The sequence below is a fragment of the Nocardia sp. CDC159 genome (genome assembly GCF_023740735.1).
Taxonomy (GTDB): domain Bacteria; phylum Actinomycetota; class Actinomycetes; order Mycobacteriales; family Mycobacteriaceae; genus Nocardia; species Nocardia pulmonis.
The window spans coordinates 631,564-650,747 of sequence record NZ_JAMRXH010000001.1; the positions used below are offsets into that span (position 1 = coordinate 631,564).

Consider the following 19,184-nt stretch of genomic DNA (forward strand, 5'->3'; position numbering starts at 1 on the left):
GAGACAACGCTTGCCCGCGGTCGCGGCAACGAAATCCGTTTATCTTCATCGTTTTCGATGCGGATTTCGCAAGAGTTACAGAGTGTCTGCAAATCGGCTCGCTACCATACACTTCGGCAACCGACACCGCCGCACGGGTCGTCGAGACTGACAAAACACCAACAGCCGCATCACGTTTCGACAGATGGATGGTGAAGTCCGTGCCGGATCCCACGCTGCAGAACTACATCGACGGTGAATTCGTGCCGTCCTCGGCCACCGCGACGATCGACCTGGTGAACCCCGTGGACGAGACCGTGGTCGGACGGGCGCCGATCGGCACGCCCGCCGATGTCGACGCCGCCATGGCCGCGGCCGCGCGGGCCTTCGAGTCCTGGGGCCGCACCACGCCGGGTGCGCGCCAGCACGCGCTGCTGAAGCTGGCCGATGCCATCGAGGCGCACACCGACGAACTGGTGGCGGCCCAGTGCCGCAACACCGGCCAGCCCCGGGCGATCATCGCCACCGAGGAGATCGCGGTCAGCGCCGACGAGGTACGGTTCTTCGCCGGGGCCGCGCGCATGCTCGAGGGCCGCCCGGCCGGTGAGTACATGTCCGGTTACACCTCCTATGTGCGGCGTGAGCCGATCGGCGTCGTGGGCCAGGTGACCCCCTGGAACTACCCGTTCATGATGGCGATCTGGAAGATCGGGCCCGCGCTCGCGGCCGGCAACACCGTCGTGCTCAAGCCCAGCGACACCACCCCCGAAAGCACCCTGGTGCTGGCCCGGTTGTCGAAAGGCATTCTGCCGGACGGGGTTTTCAATGTCGTGCTCGGCGATGCGAGCACGGGCGCGGCCGTCGTGAGCCATCCCACTCCAGGGCTGGTCTCGGTGACCGGCTCGGTGCGCGCCGGAATCGCGGTGGCCGGCGCCGCCGCACGCCAGCTCAAGCGCACCCACCTCGAGCTCGGCGGCAAGGCCCCGGCAGTGGTCTTCCCCGATGTCGACATCCCCACCGCCGCCGACCGGATCGCGGAGGCGGCCTACTTCAACGCCGGTCAGGACTGCACCGCCGCGACCCGGGTGCTGGTGCACGAGTCGATCCACGATGAGCTGGTGGACGCCCTGGTGCGCAAGTCCGAGACCGTGCGCCCCGGCCCGCCGGACGATCCGGACACCGGCTACGGTCCGCTCAACAACCGCAACCACTTCGAGGCGGTGCTGGGCAAACTGGCCGCGCTGCCGCCGCACGCCAAGGTCCGCACGGGCGGCGGGCGCCTCGGCGACCGCGGCTTCTTCCTCGCGCCGACCGTCGTCACCGATGTGCGCCAGGACGATTCGATCGTGCAGGAGGAGACCTTCGGCCCGGTGCTGACCGTGCAGCCGTTTCGCACCGAGGACGAGGCGATCGCCCTGGCCAACGGCGTGCGCTACGGCCTGGCCGCCAGTGTCTGGACCCGCGACCACGTCCGCGCCGAACGGTTCACTCGCGCACTGGATTTCGGTGCCGTCTGGATCAACTGCCACATCCCGTTCGTGGCCGAGATGCCGCACGGCGGGTTCAAGTACTCCGGATACGGCAAGGACCTGTCGGCCTACAGCGTCGAGGAGTACACGCGCGTCAAGCACGTGATGAGCTGTCACGACTGAGGCGAACATGAGCAAGACCACCACCGCGCCCGACTTTCTCGACAAGGGTCTGGCGACGGGCAAGATCGGCACGCTCGCCGGAGCGGTGCTCGGAATCTCCTGCGTCGCACCGGGTTACACGCTCACCACCAGCATCGGCCTGATCGTGGCCGCGGTCGGGCTGAAGATGCCCGCCATCTTCCTGGCCGGTTTCGTGCCGATGTTCCTCACCGCCTACGCCTATCGCGAACTCAACTCCCGCATGCCCGACTGCGGGGCCTCGTTCACGTGGTCCACCAGGGCGTTCGGGCCCTATGCCGGATGGATGTGCGGGTGGGGCATGGTGATGGCCAGCATCCTCGTGCTGTCGAATATCGCCTCGATCGCGGTCGGCTTCTTCTACCTGTTCCTGGCGCGGCTGTTCGACCGGCCCGAGCTCGCCGAACTGGGGCACAACAAGGTCGTCGACATCGTGTCGACGCTGACCTTCCTGGCGGTGAGCATGGCCGTCGCCGGGCGCGGGATCACCACCAGTCGGCGCGTGCAGTACGCGCTGGTCGGATTCCAGATGGTCGTGCTGGTGGTCTTCGCCGTCACCGCGCTGGCGCACGTCGGCGCCGCGGACGCGCCCGCCGGAGCACGGATCGAGCCGGACTGGTTCAATCCCTTCACCGGGCTCACCCTGGGCGCGTTCACCGTCGGGGTCACCGGCTCGATCTTCGCCTTCTGGGGCTGGGACACCTGCCTGACGCTCGGCGAGGAGTCCAAGGATCCGCGCCGGGTGCCCGGCCGGGCCGGACTGCTGTGCGTGCTGTCGATCCTGTGCACCTATGTACTGCTGTCGGTGGCGGTGCTGGCGTACGCCGGAATCGGCGACAGCGGGGTGGGTTTGGGCAACCCGGCCAACGCCGACAATGTCTTCGGCGCACTCGCCGAGCCGGTGCTCGGCCGGTGGGGCGGACCGCTGTTGCTGCTGGCGATCCTGGCCTCCTCGGTGGCCAGCCTGCAGACCACCTTCCTGCCCGCCGCGCGGACCATGCTCGCGATGGGCGTGTACGGGGCGTTCCCGAAGCGCTTCGCCGCGGTGCATCCGCGCTTCCGGGTGCCCTCCTACGGCACCGTGATCGCCGGGGTGGTCACCGGCGCGTTCTACACGACCGTGACGCTGCTGTCGGAGCACGCGCTCATGGATACCGTTGCGGCACTGGGGATCATGATCTGCTGGTACTACGGCATCACCGCCTTCGCCTGCGTTTGGCTGCTGCGCGGGCGGCGCCCGGCCGGGCCGCGCGAGGCGGTGCTCACCCGGATCTTTCCGCTGCTGGGCGGGGCGATGCTGCTGGTGGTGTTCGTGGTGTCGGTGCGCGAGAGCATGGATCCCGCCAATGGTTCGGGCGCGGCGATCGGCGGCGTCGGGCTGGTGTTCTTCATGGGCTTCGGGATGTTGCTGCTGGGCGCGGTGCTGATGCTGGTGATGCGCCGGGCACATCCCGCATTCTTCCGCGACGAGTTGCCGATTCCGGCCGAGCAGGATTGAGCGAACATATGCCACGCACTCCCATGTTCCGGCTGATCCGCCGGACGGTCGCCGAGCACGCCGGAGCCGGACGACTCGGCATGCCGGTGCCGGAATTCCGGCAGGCCCGCGCGGCCGAGGCGCTGCCCACCCTGAGTCGGCGCGGGCTGTTCCGGCTCGGCGCGGCCCTGGGCGGGGCGGCCGCGCTGAACGCCGCCGCGGGGCGCCGCCCGGCCCTCGCACGGGCCGCCGAGCAACCGCGTATCGCCGTCGTGGGCGGCGGAATCGCCGGTCTCACAGCGGCATTGACCCTGGCCGACGCCGGGCTCGCCGCCACCGTCTACGAGGCGAGCGACCGGGTGGGCGGGCGGATGCGCTCCGAGCCGAACTACTGGGACGGCGGCCAGGTCAGCGAATACGGCGGGGAGGCAATAGATTCCGGACACACCACCATCCGCGAGCTGTGTGCCCGCTTCGGGCTGCCGCTGACCGACACGCGCGCGGCCGCGCCGCCGGACAGCGACGATGTGCTGTTCTTCGAGGGCCGCTACCAGTCCCGCGACGCCTTCGTCGCCGACTTCCAGCCGGTGTATCACGCGCTGCGCGCGGATCTGGCCGCGGCCGGACCCGACTCCCCCACCTGGGACCGCGCCACACCCGCGGCGATCGCGCTGAGCAATATGAGTCTGGCCGAATGGCTTTCGACCCGGGTGCCGGGCGGCTACGCCTCCTGGATCGCGCGGTATCTCGACGACGCCTACGTCGTCGAGTACGGCCTGCCCACCGCCGCGCAGACCGCGTTGAATCTGGTCTATCTGATGGGCCCCGACGCCGACCCGGACGATCCGCAGGTGTGGAGCGCCTCCGACGAGCGCTATGAGATCACCGGCGGCAATCAGCGCCTGCCCGAGGCGATCGCCGCCGCTCTGCCCGGCGAGACGATCCGGCACGGCTGGCGGCTCGAGGCCATCACCCGCGACGGTGCGGGCACCCAGACCCTGACCTTCGACGACCGCGGCACCCGCCGCACCGTCGTCGCCGATCACACCATCCTGACGCTGCCGATCTCGATACTGAAGCGCATCGACTACCGCGGCGCCGGATTCGATCCGCTACTGACACAGTCGATTTCGGCGCTGGCTATGGGCAGCTGCACCAAGCTGAACATGCAGTTCACCAGCCGCGCCTGGGTCGGACGCGGCCCCTGGCCGGGGGTGTCGAACGGTATGAGCTTCACCGACGTGGGCTACCAGCAGATCTGGGACGCCACCGCCGGACAGCCCGGTGCGCACGGCATCGCGATCCAGTACGGCGGGGGACTGGACACCCTCAAATACCTCACCGCCACGCCGTTCGTCACCGCCCCCGACCCCGCCGTGCGGCTCGCGGTCGACATCGTCCTACCGCAATTCGAGCGGGTGGTCCCCGGCATCACGTCGCTGTGGAACGGCAAGGCCACCCTGTCCGCCTGGCATCTGGATCCGAATTCCCTCGGGGCCTACAGCTGCTATCCACCCGGCTACTGTCACCGCTTCGCCGGATACGAGGGCATGCGCCAGGGCAATATTCACCTGGCGGGCGAACACACCTCCGTCGAATCGCAGGGATATATGAACGGCGGCGCGGAAACGGGCATTCGCGCGGCGCGCGAAATCCTCGCCGACCTCGGCCTCAGCACTTCTTCCACGCGAAATGGTAGGTAGTCTTGATATTTCCGTCCGTGGAATCCATGGTGATGAAGCTGGTGGTCTTCTTCGGATCCGACGTCCCGGCGCTCACGCGCAACTCGGTATTGATATTGAAGTCGCGCATCTGCCCACACGGTTCGTAGACAATCGCATCGACCTCGGTGGTGTCGGTCTGCTGCCAGTCGTCGTCCATGGGGCCTTGGAACGCGTGGTCGACGAACTGGGTGGGCGAATTGCCCTGGAAGTAATAGCGCGCCCGTTCCAGGGCGGTCGCCCCGCGTTCCAGATGTGCGAAGCCGCGGTAGTCCGCCGACGCTATGCCGTAGGTGAAGCCCTGGGGCACATGCACTCTCAGCCCGATCTGGCAGTTCTTGCGGAAATCGGTCGGACCGGCCCCCACTCCCACCTGGGCCGTGTACGCGCTGTAGGTCACCGTGAACGCCTCGTTGTCCGGCGATACCGCCACGGCCGCGGTGCCCTGCGGGCAGCCGGTCCCATTGACGGTGACGACATCGATGACGATCCGGTCCGGCGGCGGGGGCGTGCCCCAGGAGGGGGTCGGCGCACCGGAAGCCGGTGCGCACGCCATCGGAACGGCGAACGCGAAAAGCGCAGCGCCGATGGCGGCGAACTTCTTGTCCATGATTTCCTCCGATACTCCGGTAGCAGACCTACCGCACTTCAGACACATTCACTGTAAGCACGGCGTCATGGCACCGAAACCCCTACTGACACAGCCCATTTCACGTTTCCACCGATAAGCACGGCATCGGTGGGCGGCCGCCGAAAATACGCTCCGACGGCCCGCCGCACGGTCTGGTTTCGGGGTGTTCAGCACCGCTTCCACGCGAAGCGATAGGTCGTGTTGACACTGCCGTTCGTGGAATCCATGGTGATGTAGCTCGTACCCGCCTCCGCGTTCGAGCCGCCGGTCTTCACCCGCAACTGGGTGTTGATATTGAAATCGCGGGTCCGCCCGCAGGGCTGATACACGATCTCCGCGATATCGGTGGTATCGGTGACCTGCCAGTCGTCGTGCATGGGACCGTTGAAGCCATGGTCGACGAATTCGGTGGCCGAATCGCCCTGGAAGTAGTACCTGGCCAATTCCAGCGCACTCGCCCCGGGCTCGAGGTGCGCGAAACCGCGGTAGGTCGCCGAGGCGATGCCGTAGGTGAAGCCCTGCGGGACGTGGACCTGCAGCACGATCTGGCAGAACTTGCGGAAATCGGTGGGCGCCGCGTCACCACCGGCCCGCGCGGTGAACCGGTCGTAGGCCACGCGGAAGGAGGTGTTGTCCTCGGAAACCCACACCCGGGCCGTGCCCTGCGGACATCCGGAGCCGTTGACGGTCACGACGTCGATGGTGATCTTGCCGGGTGGTGGGGAATCGGTCCGGTCGACCGCGGGGACACCGGTCGCCGGGGAAGCGGACAGCGGGAGAGCGAAGGCGAACAGGGCGGCGCCGAAGGCGGCCAACTTCTTGTACATGATTACCTCACGGTGTTCCAGCCGCAGACACGTCCAACTGTATGCAGTCCACCGTGTCGCGCCGAACCCCTACTCGCCGTTGACTTTTCACGCCTATGATCCGGTGATCGTATGTGTCGCGCACCGATTGGAGATATGCGTGGAACACCGCCGCGGGCGCGGCTTTTCATGTCAGCTTTGGCGGGTTTCGCCCGTTCCTGGCGATATGACACAAACGCCCCGTAGAATTCTCACGCATCGGAAGCAATTTCGATTCGACAAGTGTGATCGCGAATCGACCGGGTAGGCCGTCGGCATGACTGCGATGACGCCGCGTCACCTCCGGGATACGACCTGCGACACCGCGCGGACCCGTTCCGGGATCGCCCTGGTCGTCGCCGCCCTCGTCCACGCCGCCGGATATGCGGCCATCACCGGACTGGGCCTCAGCGCGGCCCTGGTCGTGCCGCTGGGCCTACTGCGCTGACCGAAAAGTGGTGCCCGGCTGTGGAGCCCGGGCACCACGATCAGGTCCCTACCCTCACTTCGGGCACTTGCCGCCCGGGCACATCGGCCCGTTCGCACTGCCGAAACCGGTCTTCAGCAGTTCCGCCGAGCCGGTCACCAGATACGCCGACCCCGTCGGCGCATCGGTGGTGGCGATCTCGGCGGCGGCGGGCGCCTCCGGCTCGAGCACCACGGTCGCACCGGCGAATCCGGTGCCGCCCAGCACAATCGCGGCCGCGGCCACACAGCCCAGGCCGAGGGTGCGGATCTTGTTCATCAGGTGATTCCCCTTCTCATTCCACGGGCCGACCCGCACCCGAATATTGATCTCGAGCAATCGACCAGTAGGTCGGTAACCAAGGAATAGCGAGAACTGAATGTCGTTTTCGTCCGGAAAGTCCGATCAATGTTCGGATGGCGTCCCCGTCGCCGCCTCGTCATCCGGCGTTCGCCCACCGATCTCCTCCGATTTCCGAAGAGCAATCACGAAGCTACCGTGAGATGTGCATCACACCGGCCTTTGGTATGGAAGCGCCTGCCCGACAGACCTTTTCGACCTACTCGATCACGCACACCGCCGATGTCGCGATGTGTGCACCGGTGCTGGCCGGGTAGCCCTCGGACATGACTACCTCGGCACGTTTACCGCACGAACGAACCGGCGCACCGCTGCGGGCGGTGGTGACGGGGTCCGACTCCGGCATCGGCGCCGCGATCGCCGTGGCCCTGGCGGGCGGCGGTGTCGATGTGGGAATCACCTATCACCGCGACGAGCAGGGCGCCCGGCGCACCGCCGAGGAGGTGCGCGCGCAGGGTGCCCGCGCCGCGGTGCGGCGGCTGGACCTCACCGATCTGCCCACCGCCGCGGCCGTTGTCGACGAATTGGCCGAGGAACTCGGCGGCATCGACGTCCTGGTCAACTGCGCGGGCACCGGATCGGCGCAGAAGGTCATGGATATGGATTTCGAGACCTGGCGCGGCGTGCTGTCGGTGGATCTGGACGGCGCGTTCCTGTGCTCGCAGCGGGCGGCCGCGCGCATGATCGAGGCCGGGCGCGGCGGGCGAATCATCAACATCACCAGCGTGCACGAGCATGCGCCGCGCGTGGGCGCCGCCCCGTACTGCGCCGCCAAGGCCGGGCTGGGCGCGCTCACCAAGGTGCTGGCGATGGAACTGGCCGAATACGACATCACCGTCAATTCCGTTGCCCCCGGGGAAATCTCGACACCCATGACCGGCCAGGAGGACGCCGACCCACGCGAGCAGCCCCGCCCGGGCATTCCGCTGGGCCGCCCCGGCCACGCCCGGGAGGTCGCCGCCGTCGTGGCCTTTCTCGCCACCCCGGCCGCCGGCTATGTGACCGGCGCGTCCTATGTGGTCGACGGCGGCATGCTGCTGATGGGACCGCAGGCCTCGGGGATGCTGGGTGACGACAAATGGCGGCAGCCGTGACGGAGGCGATCCGGATCCGCCCCGCATGAACCGACCACACCCGGGTAGCCGGAACCATGACCGAATCACGCCAACTCGCCCTGGTGACCGGCGCATCCAGTGGCATCGGCCTGGAAATCGCCCGGCAATTCCAATCCCGCGGCTTCGATCTGGTGATCGCCGCCGAGGACGCCGGGATAAGGGCCGCCGCCGAATCCCTGAACGACGGCACCGAAGTCCGTGCGGTGCAGGCGGATCTGCGCACCGCGGCGGGGGTCGAGCGGCTCTACGCCACCGCGACCGAGGGCGGGCGGCAGCTCGACGCGGCGGCGCTGAACGCGGGTGTCGGGCGCGGCGGAACGTTCCTGGAGACCGATCTCTCCGACGAGTTCGACATCATCGACCTCAATGTGCGTTCCACCGTGCAGCTGGCCAAGCTCGTGGTCCGCGATATGGCCGCGCGCGGCACGGGCAAACTGCTGTTCACCTCGTCGATCGCCGCCACCATGCCCGGGCCGCGCCAGGCGGTGTACAACGCCTCCAAGTCGTTCGTGCTGTCGTTCGCCGAGGCGCTGCGAGACGAGTTGCGCGGCAACGGGATCACCGTGACCGCCCTGCTGCCCGGCCCCACCGACACCGACTTCTTCCGCCGCGCCAAAATGCTGGGCACTCGAATCGGTCAGGGCCCCAAGGACGATCCCGCCGACGTCGCCCGCCAGGGCGTAGCAGCCCTGTTCGACGGTGAGCGCCGGGTCGTGGCAGCCTCCCTCGCGGTGAAGGCCGCCGGACTGCTCAATCACCTACTACCGGAACCGATCAAGGCCAGGATGAACCGGATCATGTCCATGCCGACGAACCGGGCGGGCTGATCCACCCCTAGCCGCGATTCGCCAATACCGTTGCAGGACAGCAGGCATCCCCGCTCGCGGCCATCGTCACGGCGGCCATCCGCAACGCCGCGGCCGACCAGCCGATCAGGTGCGAGTGGTGGGATCCTCCCCGCGACGCAGCGGTGGCAGATGTTCCACCGCGCCCGCCACCCCCGCCAAAGCATGGCTGGTGCGGCTGTACGCGACCGCCAACCGCGGCGGAACCCGGCGGGCCGCCTGGTCGAGGCGGTCACGGGCACGATCCAGCCCGGTCAGCGGCAGCGCCGCCAGCACATTGCCCGGTGGCCGACGAGCCACGGTGGGATGCGGCCGGGTCGGAGCGGTGTGCCGGACCACCCACCACACCCGCCCGACCCGCCGAAGTTCCGAAACGCTGAGCGCCGCTTGCAATTTCGGCAACAGCACATCCTCCTCGTCCCGGGCGTCCCGGCGGAGCAGTTCGGCGATCCGACCGAACCGGGTGCGGTGTTCGGTGCTGTCTGGCGGCAGCGTCTCCAGCGCGGTGAACAGCTCGTTGATCTGCTGATGCTCCTGCTCGACGTGCAACGTCAGGGCCTCGCCGTCGGGCAGTGCCCGCCGCAGCACCGGCCACAGGACCGCCTCCTCCGCGAAGGCATGCGGAAATACCAACCGGCACAGCGCGGTCAGCGCCTTTTCGCGGGCCACGCCGCTGCCTCGTTCGATGCGCTCGAGCAGCCCCTCCATCACCTGGTGGTCGCGCTTCTGCAGGGCGAGCACGCTGTGCGCGCCACCGAGTTCGGCCTCGGTCTGCTCGGCCAGTGAGCGTGCCATCGTCAACTCCTCGCTGGTCAAGGCTTTTCGGGGTCCAGGGTGTCCTTGATCTTGCCCAGCAGGCCCGCCTGCGTGCCCAGTGCGGTCGAACGGGGTTCACCCATCGAGCCGTCGTAGGTGTCGTACAGCTTCGGATCCGGCGGCGGGGCGCTCGCCTTGTCGCCCAGCGGCATCGGATCGGCGAGGAAACCGTTCTTGTGCACCCCGTCCGGGGCCATCCCGTGCGCCCACATGCCCTGATCGGATGCCGTGCCGTCGGACAGATGCCACAGGCTCGTGGCGTGCTCGGCGTGCTCCTCGTCGAACAGTGCGTTCGGGGTGACGGTGTCCTCCACGCCGTCGGCCTTCAGCTGCGCGATCGCCGAGAGCCACATGTTCTGGTGATAGGTGTCGCGCGCGAGATTGAACTTCAGCATGTCCTTGACCCCGGGGTCGTCGGTCATGTGATACAGCCGCGCGGTCTGCACCCGGCCGTGTGCCTCTGCAGAAACGTTGGCACGGAAATCGGCGAGCAGGTTACCGCTGGCCACGATGTAGCGGCCGTTCCACGGGACCCCGTTGGAGTCGGCCAGCACCGGACCGCCACCGGCCACGATGGCCTGCTGCGGATCCATGCCGCCCAGTACGGCGGCGACGACGGGATCACCCATGGCGTCCTGGGTGGCGTGCGTGGCGGGCGCACCCTCCAGCAACCGCGCCACCATCGTGGCGATCATCTCCACGTGACCGATCTCCTCGGTCGCCACATCCATGATCAGGTCCTTGTACTTGCCGGGCATCCGACAATTCCAGCCCTGGAACAGGTACTGCATGGTCACGGTCATCTCGCCGTAGGCCCCGCCGATCAGCTCCTGGAGCTTGCGCGCGTATACCGGATCCGGCTTCTCGGGCTTGACGTCGAACTGTAGGTGGTCGGTATGACGGAACACGTCGGCCTCCAGGCTGTGAGCAACGTTCGATCCCCCTCGCCGCCCGACTACCTCCGAACGTGCACCGGAAACGCTTTCTTCCCAATACTTTTCGCCGCCGTACCGGTGACCGGGCGCGCCGGGGCGCCCGGGCTCGGTGCGCGATTTCGCCACTCGGCCGCGCCCGCACCACGAGAATGGCTCTGCATGCACCGTTCTCGACCGAATATTCGGCTGCCAGGAATGGGAGGACATCATGGTTGTGGTCGTGGACACCGATCTCGTCGATCCGAACGATCGCGCGGCGGCCGTGGCGGAGGCGGTGCTGAGCACCACCGCGCCCGCCCACTTCGAGCTCGGACCCGCCGACGGCGGGATCTACGCTCGGGTCGACGCCGCCGAGTTCGGATCGGTCAGCCTCGTGCGCGGGCAGATGTCGGGCTGGCGGCTCGTCCGCACCGCCGGACAGGTCCGGCGCTCGCCGTGCGCCACCGTGGCGGTCAATCTGCAACTGGCCGCGCCGATTCGAGTGGCGCGTCGGGCGACGCAGTGGACGATTCGACCGGGTGAGCTCTACCCAGTCGACCTCGACGCCCCCTTCGACCTCGACTGGACCGGCGGCGGGTCGGCGGCGGCGTTGTACGTGCCGGTGGAGCGACTGGAATTACCGCCTCCCACGGTCGAGAAGGCGCTCGCGCGACAAGCGCGGCAGAGCCCCCTCCATTCTTTGGTGGCCAACCACATTCGTTCGATGTCCAGCATCGCCGACTCCCTGAGCGACGATCACGGCGCGACCGATCTGGGCAATGCCTGCGTGGATCTGATCCGGGCCCTGTTCACCTCGCTGGCCGACGACGCCCCCGCGGACGGCACCGCGGTGCCGGGCGAACTGCTGCGGGAACGGATTCGCGACTACATCCGCGACCACCTCACCGACGCGGACCTCGGTCCAGCCACCGTCGCCCGCGCGCACCACATCTCGGTGCGCTATCTGTACAAACTCTGGGAGCCCACCGGATCGGGCTTCGAGCAGTGGATCATCGACCAGCGCCTGGAATTCGCCCGCAATCAGCTCACCGATCCCGGCCTGCGCCACCGATCCATCGCCGCGATCGCCCTCGGCAGCGGCTTCCGCGACCCCTCCCACTTCACCCGACGCTTCCGCACCGCCTACGGCATGACGCCCAGGGACTGGCGGCACACTCGACAGCGCGCGGAGTGAGCCGCGGGAACCGGACGCCCCGGCCAGGACCGCGAGGCGTCCGGTTCATGATCGGCGGGAACTAGGCGGCGGAGTTCAACGTGGGCATCTTGACCGCCTTCACCGCATTGGCCACCTGGGTGCAGTCGAAGATGGTCGTGTGCGCGACATTGTTGCGCACGTTGGCATTACACGCCGCGGTCAGCGCGCTGCCCAGGGTGCGGTAGGTGGAGTTGGGCGTCAGCATGGTCTGCGTGGTCCAGTACAGGGCCGCGGTCTTGGGCAGGCCGATCGCGATGACGCTCTGGCCGTTCAGCAGGCCGCCGTCGACCATGAGCTGCGCGGCCTTGTTGCCGACACCGCTGTTGATGTGGACGCCGCCGTTGTCGCCGGTGCCGGTGTACCAGAACTCCCCGCGGTAGGTGTCGGGCTGACGGTGCGCCTTGGGATCGCGCATATCGCGTATGACGCCGAGCGAGCTGCACGCGCCGAGCTTCCACCGGTTCTGCGGGGTGTTGCACATGTTCGCGATATCGGTGAGGAAGGTGAGCTCGCCGAAGATATCGGACATGGATTCGTTGATCGCGCCCGATTCGTTGCGGTACACCAGCCCGTTGACATGCTGGGTCACGCCGTGGGTGAGCTCGTGGCCGGTGATGTCCTCGGTGGTCACCCCGGCGCCGTAGGCCATGTGGTCCTCGTTCCAGAAGGCGTTGGCGTACGGGCAGGCCTGCAGCGAACAGATTCGCACCGTGGCGCGCAGGGCCTTACCGTGCTGATCGCCCGGATTGGATCCGATGAACTCGGTCAGATTCCCGGGCAGCTGGGTGTAGGTCTTGTAGAAGCCCTCGGTATTGCCCATATAGTCGTAGACCCGGTCGACATCCTCGATGCCGGTCGGCGGCTGTCCCTCGACCCGGACCGGCTTCATGCCGTCGGGTCCGCCGCAGACGGTCGGATCCTTCGGATTGTTCAGATCCAGCCGCTGATTGCGCGCATCGCACACCACCCGGTTCAGATGCTGGCTGGCATCCCAGCTGTCGAGCACCTTGGCATTGTCGTTCGCGTCGACGAAAACCACGAACTGCCCGGGCTTTTCGTTGTTGCCGTCACCGGTGACCTCGACCTTGAACGCGGGCACCGCGACACTCTTGCCATCGCGCGCCGAGGCCAGCTTGGCGTCGTACCAGTAGGCCTTGACCTCGCCCGCCGCCAGCTTGTCGGCCGGGGACTTGGTCTGCTCCGCGACGGCCTTCACCGCCGTGGCCGCCACGGCCTGCGACGGTTTGGTATCGGTGAACTTGCCCTGCGACTTCTGGGTCAGCGATCCGGTGACCGACACCAGTGACCCGTCCTTGGCCAGGCTCTGCGCCACCGAGGCTCCGAAGACCGGCACCTTGTCGATCTCCTGACGCAACCGCACCGTCGAGCCCTCGCCCACCGGCAGCACCCGGTCGACCACCAGCGTGCCGACCCGCTCGCCGGTGAACAACTTCTCCACGCCCCGGGCGTGCGCCTGCGCGGCCGCGGGCGCTTCCTGCGGGGTGCCGGACGGCACCGGAACCGGCTGCTGCGGCACCACCTGGCGGATCGTGCCCTCCGGATCCTTCAGCACCTCCTTCGGGACGGCGCCGAGATCCGAGCTGCCCGGCGGGGCCGGTGGCTCACCGTAGGCGGCGGTGGAGGCGAAAACCGTTGTGGTCGCGACGATTACAGACAAGGCGGCGTAGCGGGACGCCCGGGTTCTGGAGTTCATGCCTTCAGATGGAAGCACGCCGTCAAGGGCTCTGTTCACGAAACCGGTTGCGCGACAGAGTCACTCAAGTCGAAAACTTGAAAACCCCTTTTACCGGAACATGATTCAGCGATCCGCGCCTGCTGGCACCGCCCCTCGGCGGTAGGCCCGACGGCCCAGCACATAGGTCGCTTTGACGGCGCGGTCGTCGCCGAGGATCATCAGGGCGAACAGCCGTTCCTCGAAGTCCCGAGCCACCTCGACCCGCCGTCGCAGCACCGGTGTCGCCGCCCAGTCCAGGACGACGAAATCCGCCTCCATACCCGGCCGGAAACTACCGATCCGATCGGACAGCGAGAGCGCCTCGGCACCGCCGAGGGTGGCCAGATAGAACCCCAGCAGCGCCGACAACCGCAGCTGCTCCGACCGACCGGACTCGGTCGACATCACCACCTTGTAGGCCTCGTTGAGCGTGCGCAGCAGCGAATAACTCGTTCCCGCACCGCAATCCGTGCCGAGACCGACCCGCACGCCCGCCCGCCGGGCCGCGGCCAGGTCGAACAGGCCGCTGCCGAGGAACAGGTTGGAGGTCGGACAGAAGGCGATCGCGGTACCGGTGGCGGCGAGCCGGGCCCGATCCCGGTCGTCGATGTGCACGCAGTGGGCCAGTAGCGTGCCGGGCCCCAGCATGCCCAGCCGGTCGTAGACGTCGACATAGGAGCGGGCCGTGGGAAAGCGGGCCAGCACACTCTCGGTCTCGGGGATGTTCTCCGCCGCGTGGGTCTGCAACAGCAGATCCGGATATTCGCCGACGAGCTCGGCCGCCATGGCCAGTTGCGCATCGGTGCTCGACGGCACGAAGCGGGGGGTGATGGCGTAGCCGAGCCGACCGGTGTGGTGCCACCGGTCGATCAGCTCGCGGGTCTGCCGTTCGGCCTCGGCGACGCTGCTGTCGCACAGGAATTCCGGCGCCTCGGGCCGCTTGTCCATCAGCACCTTGCCGCACACCATGCGCATACCGCGCCGCACCGCCGCCGCGCCGAAGGCGTCCACCGAAGCCGGGTGGACGGTCGGATGTACGGCCGCGGTGGTGGTCCCGTTGGCCAGCAGGGTGTCCAGGAACAGCTCGGCGATCAGGTCCGCATGCGCCCGCCGTTCGAATCGCCGCTCCGCCGGAAAGACGTACCGCCGCATCCACTCCGGCAGTTCCGCGCCGAAGCCCGCGATCGCGTCGTACTGGCTGTAGTGCACGTGGGCGTCCACGAATCCGGGCACGATCAACCGGCCCCGGTGATCGATCACCTCCCCGCGCAGCGCGTCGGGCAGCCGCGACCATTCCCCCGCCCACCGCACCAGCCCGTCGCCACCCACCGCGAGCGCCCCGTCCTCGAACACCTCCCAGCTCCCCGGCTCCCCCTCGACCCCGGGATCGCTCAGGAAATGCAGCACCGTGCCGCGATACACCGCAGGCCGCACACACGCCTCCCGTCACTTTCCGGCCAACCTCGGGCGGCATACCCGCGCGGGGGCACCGGAAACGCGGGGGCGTCAGGTGCGGGAAGCGCGCCCGGTCACTCCTCGAAGAACGAGTCGCCGTCGAACATCTCCTCGACCGCCTCGCCCAGGAACATGCCGCCGACCATGCCCGCCGCCGCGCCCGCGACCATGCCGCCCATGCCGGGGCCGCGGCCGTGGTGGCCGTGGTGGCCCGGGTGACCGAAACCGGGGTGGCCGTGCGAGGCGGGGCCGCGCTGGGCGACGTGGCCGAGCCATTCCTCGATCGTGGCGTCCCAGTCGGTGGTGAGGGCGTCGGCGTGGGAGGTGTGAAAGCGACCGAAGGCGTCGCCGCCCGCGCTGAAGAAGCCACCGCGCTTGTCGGCCTCGAGCACGACGACCAGTTCGTGCGGGCTGGTGACGAAGGTCAGTTCGACCTCGTTGACGCGCCCGGCGTAGCGCTGCGGCGGATAGAACTCGATCTCCTGGTAGAACCCGAGCTCCTGGTGGACGCCGTGAATGCGACCGGCCTCCACATCCGCGCCCCGGAAGCCGAAGCCGAGCCGCCCGAAGGCGTCGAGCACCCGGTCCTGAGAGGCGGTGGGAGAGACGTGAATCGGATCGAGGTCGCCCTTGTCGGGCGCACCGGCGATGACCAGTTCGGTGCGCACACCGACGGTCATACCGGGCAGGGGGTGCCCGCCGACGACGGTGATCGGCGTCTCCCACGGGATCGGCAGCTGGAACGGCACCGATACCGGCTGCCCGGCCGCCACCTGGACTCCCTGGGCGACGGGCAACCGGAAAAACTCTGCGGTCCCGCCGTATTCGTGATCACCCCGCTCGACCTCGACCCGGGTCACCAGCGACAGCACGATCCGGTCGAGGGTGGCATCGGCGCTGCCGCCCTGAATGCGCACCTGCCCGGTGATCATGCGGCCCGGCTCGGTGTGCGGGGCGTCGAGCACGGTGTCGACCGACGGGCCGCCGACGCCGAAGGCGCTCAGAATCCGTTTGAACATCAGGCATTTCCTCTTCGAGGTAGGTGGGCGCCGGTACGCCACCACCCTAGCCCGACGGCCCGCCGAGCGCCCGCGAGTTCGGCTGCGCGAACGGCGAACCCGGCTACCCCGACGCCGCCAGCGCCGCTTCGACGCGGTCGAGGATCCGGCCCTCGGCGAGGATCTCCGCACCGATCGCGGCGTCGTCGAACCAGGACCGCACGACGAACAGGTCTTCGGCCACCCGTGCGGCGGCGGCGCGCAGCAGGTCCCGGGATTCCTTGGGTTCGGGTACCTGCCTGGTCAGGAAGTACTCCCAGGCGCGTTCCTCGCATCGTCGCAGGCGGCCGAAGATCACGGCGCTGGTGCAGCGGGTGAGCTCGAGGGCGAGCGGAAGCTCTCCGGCGGTGGCCAATTCGATGCATCCGCCATATCGAAGCTCGTGCTCGGGTCCGGCGATCTCACCCTCGTGGCGCTCACCCCGCGGCAGCACGTGACCGAAGCGCTCGAGATCCGCCCAGAGGCGATCGCGCCGAGCGAGATGGACCGCGAGCCTGCTCGCCCGCGGCACCGGGTTGCCCAGCGCCGTCAGCCACAGTGCGCCGCCGTCGACCACCGCGCCGATCGCTTCCATCAGCAGCCGATCGGTGTCCCGCACGGTTTGCCGTTCGGTTTCCAGGGTCAGCGCCTCGACTTCGGCCGAGAATTCCAAATCGTCCAGTAGCGGCCGATTTCGCGCCGAGTGCCGAGTGATCGCATACCCCCTGGTAGTCATAGTGGTCACCATTCGCATTGATCGAGATCGAATTTCAACGGCAAAATTCCAAACCCGGGCCCGCCCTCGTTTCGGTTGCCAGGAAGGGCGGGCCCGGTTGGGGCGCGGGAACCGTCTGCGGTGGATTCCCGTGCCATTCTGCCGCCACCGAGCGATCGATCTCCAGCCGATACCGGTGGCGGCAGAAGCCTTTTGCGTAGCCGACAGCGATGAGCACACGCTCCGAAAACACATCCGATTGCCGAGGCGAGCAAGACTATGCAGGACAAATGTCCAGCTTGCAAATCTCGAACACGAAGTGACACAAATTGTCCCGGTCCGCCCGCCCGTACCGCCCACACCTGCACAGATGGCCGCACCAGGAACACCTGAGACTGTGCACTGTGCACGAGCTTCGTGGGCGCGTTGGGCACGATCGCGGCCGGTCATGCGCGCCGCCCGGTCGAGTGACAGTCCTAACAGTAACTTTCGCCGACGCTTCCGATATATGTTGCCCGCGAAGTCGAATCGGCGATGCCACGAATGCGAGCGAGGAGAGAGGACGGCTGTGCAGATCGGCGCACCCTCAGTACCCGGGACGGGCCACCGGGCCGTGTCCCGCCGCCCGATCGCACCCGCCTCGGAACGTCGTCGGGGCGAACGGTTTTCGTGGGCGTCTCAGCGTCCGGAGGTCGGCGTATATCTGCGGCGGCGGCGCGAGGCGCTGGGCCTGACCCAGGAGGAGGTCGCCCTGGCGGCCTCGACCACGCTGTCGTCGCTGCGCAAATGGGAGGCGGGCCAGCGAAATCCGGGCGCGGACAGCCTCGTCGCCTGGTGTCGCGCCCTGGACCTGCCGGACTGGATGCTGCGCAAGGTGACCTCGCTGGTGCTCAACGGCATCGACACCCTGCAGGTCGGCACCTGGCCGCCGACCATCAGCACCGACGACCTGGACCACCTCGAGACGATTGCCAACCCCGCCTACTACTTCAGCTATCCCCACCTGGACGTGCTGGCCGCCAACGCCCTCGCGCGGCGAATGGTCCCCAGCCTCGCCCCGGCCGATCACCGCTCGCCGCGGCCGCGCAACCTGGTCGAATGGGTGATGACCGAGCCGGCGCGCGAACTCCTGGTCAACTGGGAGACCGTCGCCATCCGCCTGATCTTCCTGCTGCGGGTCATGGGGCCGGGCCTGGTTTCCCAGCAGCGGCTCGACGAGATCTTCACCTTCTGCCACACCCAGTCGCCTCGGGAGTTCACCCGATTCTTCGCCACCGAGCTCACCAAGGCCGAGACCAACGACGATGTGGTCCTGCTGCGCCATCCGATCACCGGCGACACCGTGCAGTGCACCTACCGCTTCCTGCGGCCGGTGCAGCCGATGCGGCCCTACGAACAATTCCAATTGGCCAGGCGCAGCAGGCCGTAGCGGAACGCGCGCTCAGAAGCCGCGCAGCCGGTCCGGGGTGATGCGGATCAGAGCATTGTATTCGGCGAAGAACTTTTCGGGCGTGTAGTTGATGTGGGTCATCGCTTCACGGTATTTCTTTGTGTACAGGTCGATTTCGGTCGCGTCGGCCCCGGTGTCGTCGAGGCGCGCCGTACCGGTCAGCACCGCGACCTCGCCGCCCTCGGCGGTGCTGTTGAGATTGAGCGACACCCGGGGATTGCCCGCGATATTCCGCAGCTTGGCCTGATCGGGCAGGCTGAAGACGAGGAACTCCCCCTCGTGCCAGAGGAACCACACCGGATTCGGCTGTGGTGTACCACTGCGTCCGACGGTCGTCAGCCACACCACCGCCTCGCCGGTCAGCCGGTCGGCGACGTGCGCCCCGAACTCGGTCCCGGTATCCACTACCTGCGTCTGGGTCATGATCGTCTCCTCGCTCCGAACGGACTGATCCATTAACACCCGGCCCGGCGGAACAATTCCGCCGACCAAGTTTTCTGGGGCATACCGGACGGTAACGAACCCGTGCGGCAACGGAAAACCGGTGAGTAGCTTGAATTTCGAATCACACGCCACGGGGATACTCGTGCGGACAATGCCGGTGACCGTGGCAGTCGCGGTCCTGCGGCGGATCGACCACGCCCGCGGCCGCCCCGGCCAGCCGTAACCCGACTCGCCGGGACGACCGTTGGACCACGATGCCGCACCATGGCCGAGAATCACACGAGGTGATCGGA

18 protein-coding genes are annotated in these 19,184 nt (G+C 67.9%); 8 read left to right on the top strand and 10 right to left on the bottom strand.

Annotation, left to right across the window (positions count from 1 at the left end; all coding sequences use genetic code 11):
* Window positions 1-200 precede the first annotated feature (200 nt).
* The 3 genes from NDR87_RS03105 to NDR87_RS03115 are packed head-to-tail and all read left to right on the top strand — an operon-like array spanning window position 201 to window position 4,829.
* The gene (locus tag NDR87_RS03105; RefSeq protein WP_251908877.1) at window positions 201-1,631 is read left to right on the top strand and encodes a gamma-aminobutyraldehyde dehydrogenase; all 1,431 of its coding nucleotides are present in this window, start codon (window positions 201-203) and stop codon (window positions 1,629-1,631) included.
* 7 nt (window positions 1,632-1,638) lie between these two features.
* Window positions 1,639-3,147, top strand: coding sequence for an APC family permease (locus tag NDR87_RS03110; protein ID WP_251908876.1), 1,509 nt, complete (start codon window positions 1,639-1,641; stop codon window positions 3,145-3,147).
* An 8-nt stretch (window positions 3,148-3,155) separates the two neighbouring features.
* Window positions 3,156-4,829, top strand: a complete 1,674-nt coding sequence (locus tag NDR87_RS03115) for an NAD(P)/FAD-dependent oxidoreductase (protein ID WP_251908875.1) — start codon at window positions 3,156-3,158, stop codon at window positions 4,827-4,829.
* Here NDR87_RS03115 and NDR87_RS03120 read toward each other — a convergent pair.
* Both NDR87_RS03120 and NDR87_RS03125 read right to left on the bottom strand, forming a co-directional pair.
* Window positions 4,798-5,457, bottom strand: coding sequence for a DUF4360 domain-containing protein (locus NDR87_RS03120; RefSeq protein ID WP_251908874.1), 660 nt, complete (start codon window positions 5,455-5,457; stop codon window positions 4,798-4,800). The two genes, NDR87_RS03115 and NDR87_RS03120, sit on opposite strands and share 32 nt — an antisense overlap.
* A 188-nt stretch (window positions 5,458-5,645) precedes the next feature.
* Window positions 5,646-6,305: a DUF4360 domain-containing protein gene (locus NDR87_RS03125; protein WP_251908873.1), complete on the bottom strand. Its 660-nt coding sequence runs from the start codon at window positions 6,303-6,305 to the stop codon at window positions 5,646-5,648.
* Window positions 6,306-6,600: 295 nt separating this feature from the next.
* Here NDR87_RS03125 and NDR87_RS03130 point away from each other — a divergent pair, with 295 nt between their 5' ends.
* The gene (locus NDR87_RS03130) at window positions 6,601-6,771 is read left to right on the top strand and encodes a hypothetical protein (RefSeq protein ID WP_251908872.1); all 171 of its coding nucleotides are present in this window, start codon (window positions 6,601-6,603) and stop codon (window positions 6,769-6,771) included.
* Between the two features lie 54 nt (window positions 6,772-6,825).
* On the opposite strand, the gene NDR87_RS03135 is transcribed toward NDR87_RS03130, so the two are convergent.
* Window positions 6,826-7,068 carry a hypothetical protein gene (locus NDR87_RS03135; protein WP_251908871.1) on the bottom strand — a complete coding sequence of 81 codons (243 nt, stop codon included), beginning with the start codon at window positions 7,066-7,068 and terminating at the stop codon, window positions 6,826-6,828.
* A 347-nt stretch (window positions 7,069-7,415) separates the two neighbouring features.
* Between NDR87_RS03135 and NDR87_RS03140 the strand changes: the two genes are divergently transcribed.
* Together NDR87_RS03140 and NDR87_RS03145 are read left to right on the top strand one after the other, a co-directional pair.
* The gene (locus tag NDR87_RS03140) at window positions 7,416-8,243 is read left to right on the top strand and encodes an SDR family oxidoreductase (RefSeq protein WP_251908870.1); all 828 of its coding nucleotides are present in this window, start codon (window positions 7,416-7,418) and stop codon (window positions 8,241-8,243) included.
* A 56-nt stretch (window positions 8,244-8,299) separates the two neighbouring features.
* Window positions 8,300-9,091 (top strand): SDR family oxidoreductase, encoded by a 792-nt coding sequence (locus tag NDR87_RS03145; RefSeq protein WP_251908869.1) that lies wholly within the window; start codon window positions 8,300-8,302, stop codon window positions 9,089-9,091.
* Between the two features lie 105 nt (window positions 9,092-9,196).
* Here the strand turns inward: NDR87_RS03145 and NDR87_RS03150 are convergent, their stop codons facing one another.
* Together NDR87_RS03150 and NDR87_RS03155 are read right to left on the bottom strand one after the other, a co-directional pair.
* On the bottom strand, window positions 9,197-9,904 hold the full coding sequence (locus tag NDR87_RS03150; RefSeq protein ID WP_251908868.1) for a hemerythrin domain-containing protein: 708 nt from the start codon (window positions 9,902-9,904) through the stop codon (window positions 9,197-9,199).
* A 17-nt stretch (window positions 9,905-9,921) separates the two neighbouring features.
* On the bottom strand, window positions 9,922-10,833 hold the full coding sequence (locus tag NDR87_RS03155; RefSeq protein WP_251908867.1) for a manganese catalase family protein: 912 nt from the start codon (window positions 10,831-10,833) through the stop codon (window positions 9,922-9,924).
* 235 nt (window positions 10,834-11,068) lie between these two features.
* Between NDR87_RS03155 and NDR87_RS03160 the strand changes: the two genes are divergently transcribed.
* On the top strand, window positions 11,069-12,034 hold the full coding sequence (locus tag NDR87_RS03160; RefSeq protein WP_251908866.1) for a helix-turn-helix domain-containing protein: 966 nt from the start codon (window positions 11,069-11,071) through the stop codon (window positions 12,032-12,034).
* 61 nt (window positions 12,035-12,095) lie between these two features.
* Here the strand turns inward: NDR87_RS03160 and NDR87_RS37835 are convergent, their stop codons facing one another.
* From NDR87_RS37835 to NDR87_RS03180, 4 genes are all read right to left on the bottom strand, one after another.
* Window positions 12,096-13,769, bottom strand: coding sequence for a M4 family metallopeptidase (locus NDR87_RS37835; protein ID WP_251908865.1), 1,674 nt, complete (start codon window positions 13,767-13,769; stop codon window positions 12,096-12,098).
* Window positions 13,770-13,874: 105 nt separating this feature from the next.
* Window positions 13,875-15,224 carry a guanine deaminase gene (guaD, locus tag NDR87_RS03170; protein WP_251908864.1) on the bottom strand — a complete coding sequence of 450 codons (1,350 nt, stop codon included), beginning with the start codon at window positions 15,222-15,224 and terminating at the stop codon, window positions 13,875-13,877.
* Between the two features lie 95 nt (window positions 15,225-15,319).
* Window positions 15,320-16,264 (bottom strand): sporulation protein, encoded by a 945-nt coding sequence (locus tag NDR87_RS03175; protein ID WP_251908863.1) that lies wholly within the window; start codon window positions 16,262-16,264, stop codon window positions 15,320-15,322.
* Window positions 16,265-16,367: 103 nt separating this feature from the next.
* Window positions 16,368-17,018, bottom strand: coding sequence for a hypothetical protein (locus NDR87_RS03180; protein ID WP_251908862.1), 651 nt, complete (start codon window positions 17,016-17,018; stop codon window positions 16,368-16,370).
* Window positions 17,019-17,565: 547 nt separating this feature from the next.
* Here NDR87_RS03180 and NDR87_RS03185 point away from each other — a divergent pair.
* Window positions 17,566-18,426 carry a helix-turn-helix domain-containing protein gene (locus NDR87_RS03185; RefSeq protein WP_251908861.1) on the top strand — a complete coding sequence of 287 codons (861 nt, stop codon included), beginning with the start codon at window positions 17,566-17,568 and terminating at the stop codon, window positions 18,424-18,426.
* Window positions 18,427-18,438: 12 nt separating this feature from the next.
* Here the strand turns inward: NDR87_RS03185 and NDR87_RS03190 are convergent, their stop codons facing one another.
* Entirely contained in the window at window positions 18,439-19,023 is a 585-nt protein-coding gene (locus NDR87_RS03190) for a TIGR03667 family PPOX class F420-dependent oxidoreductase (RefSeq protein ID WP_308212035.1), read from the bottom strand.
* Window positions 19,024-19,184: the final 161 nt, after the last annotated feature.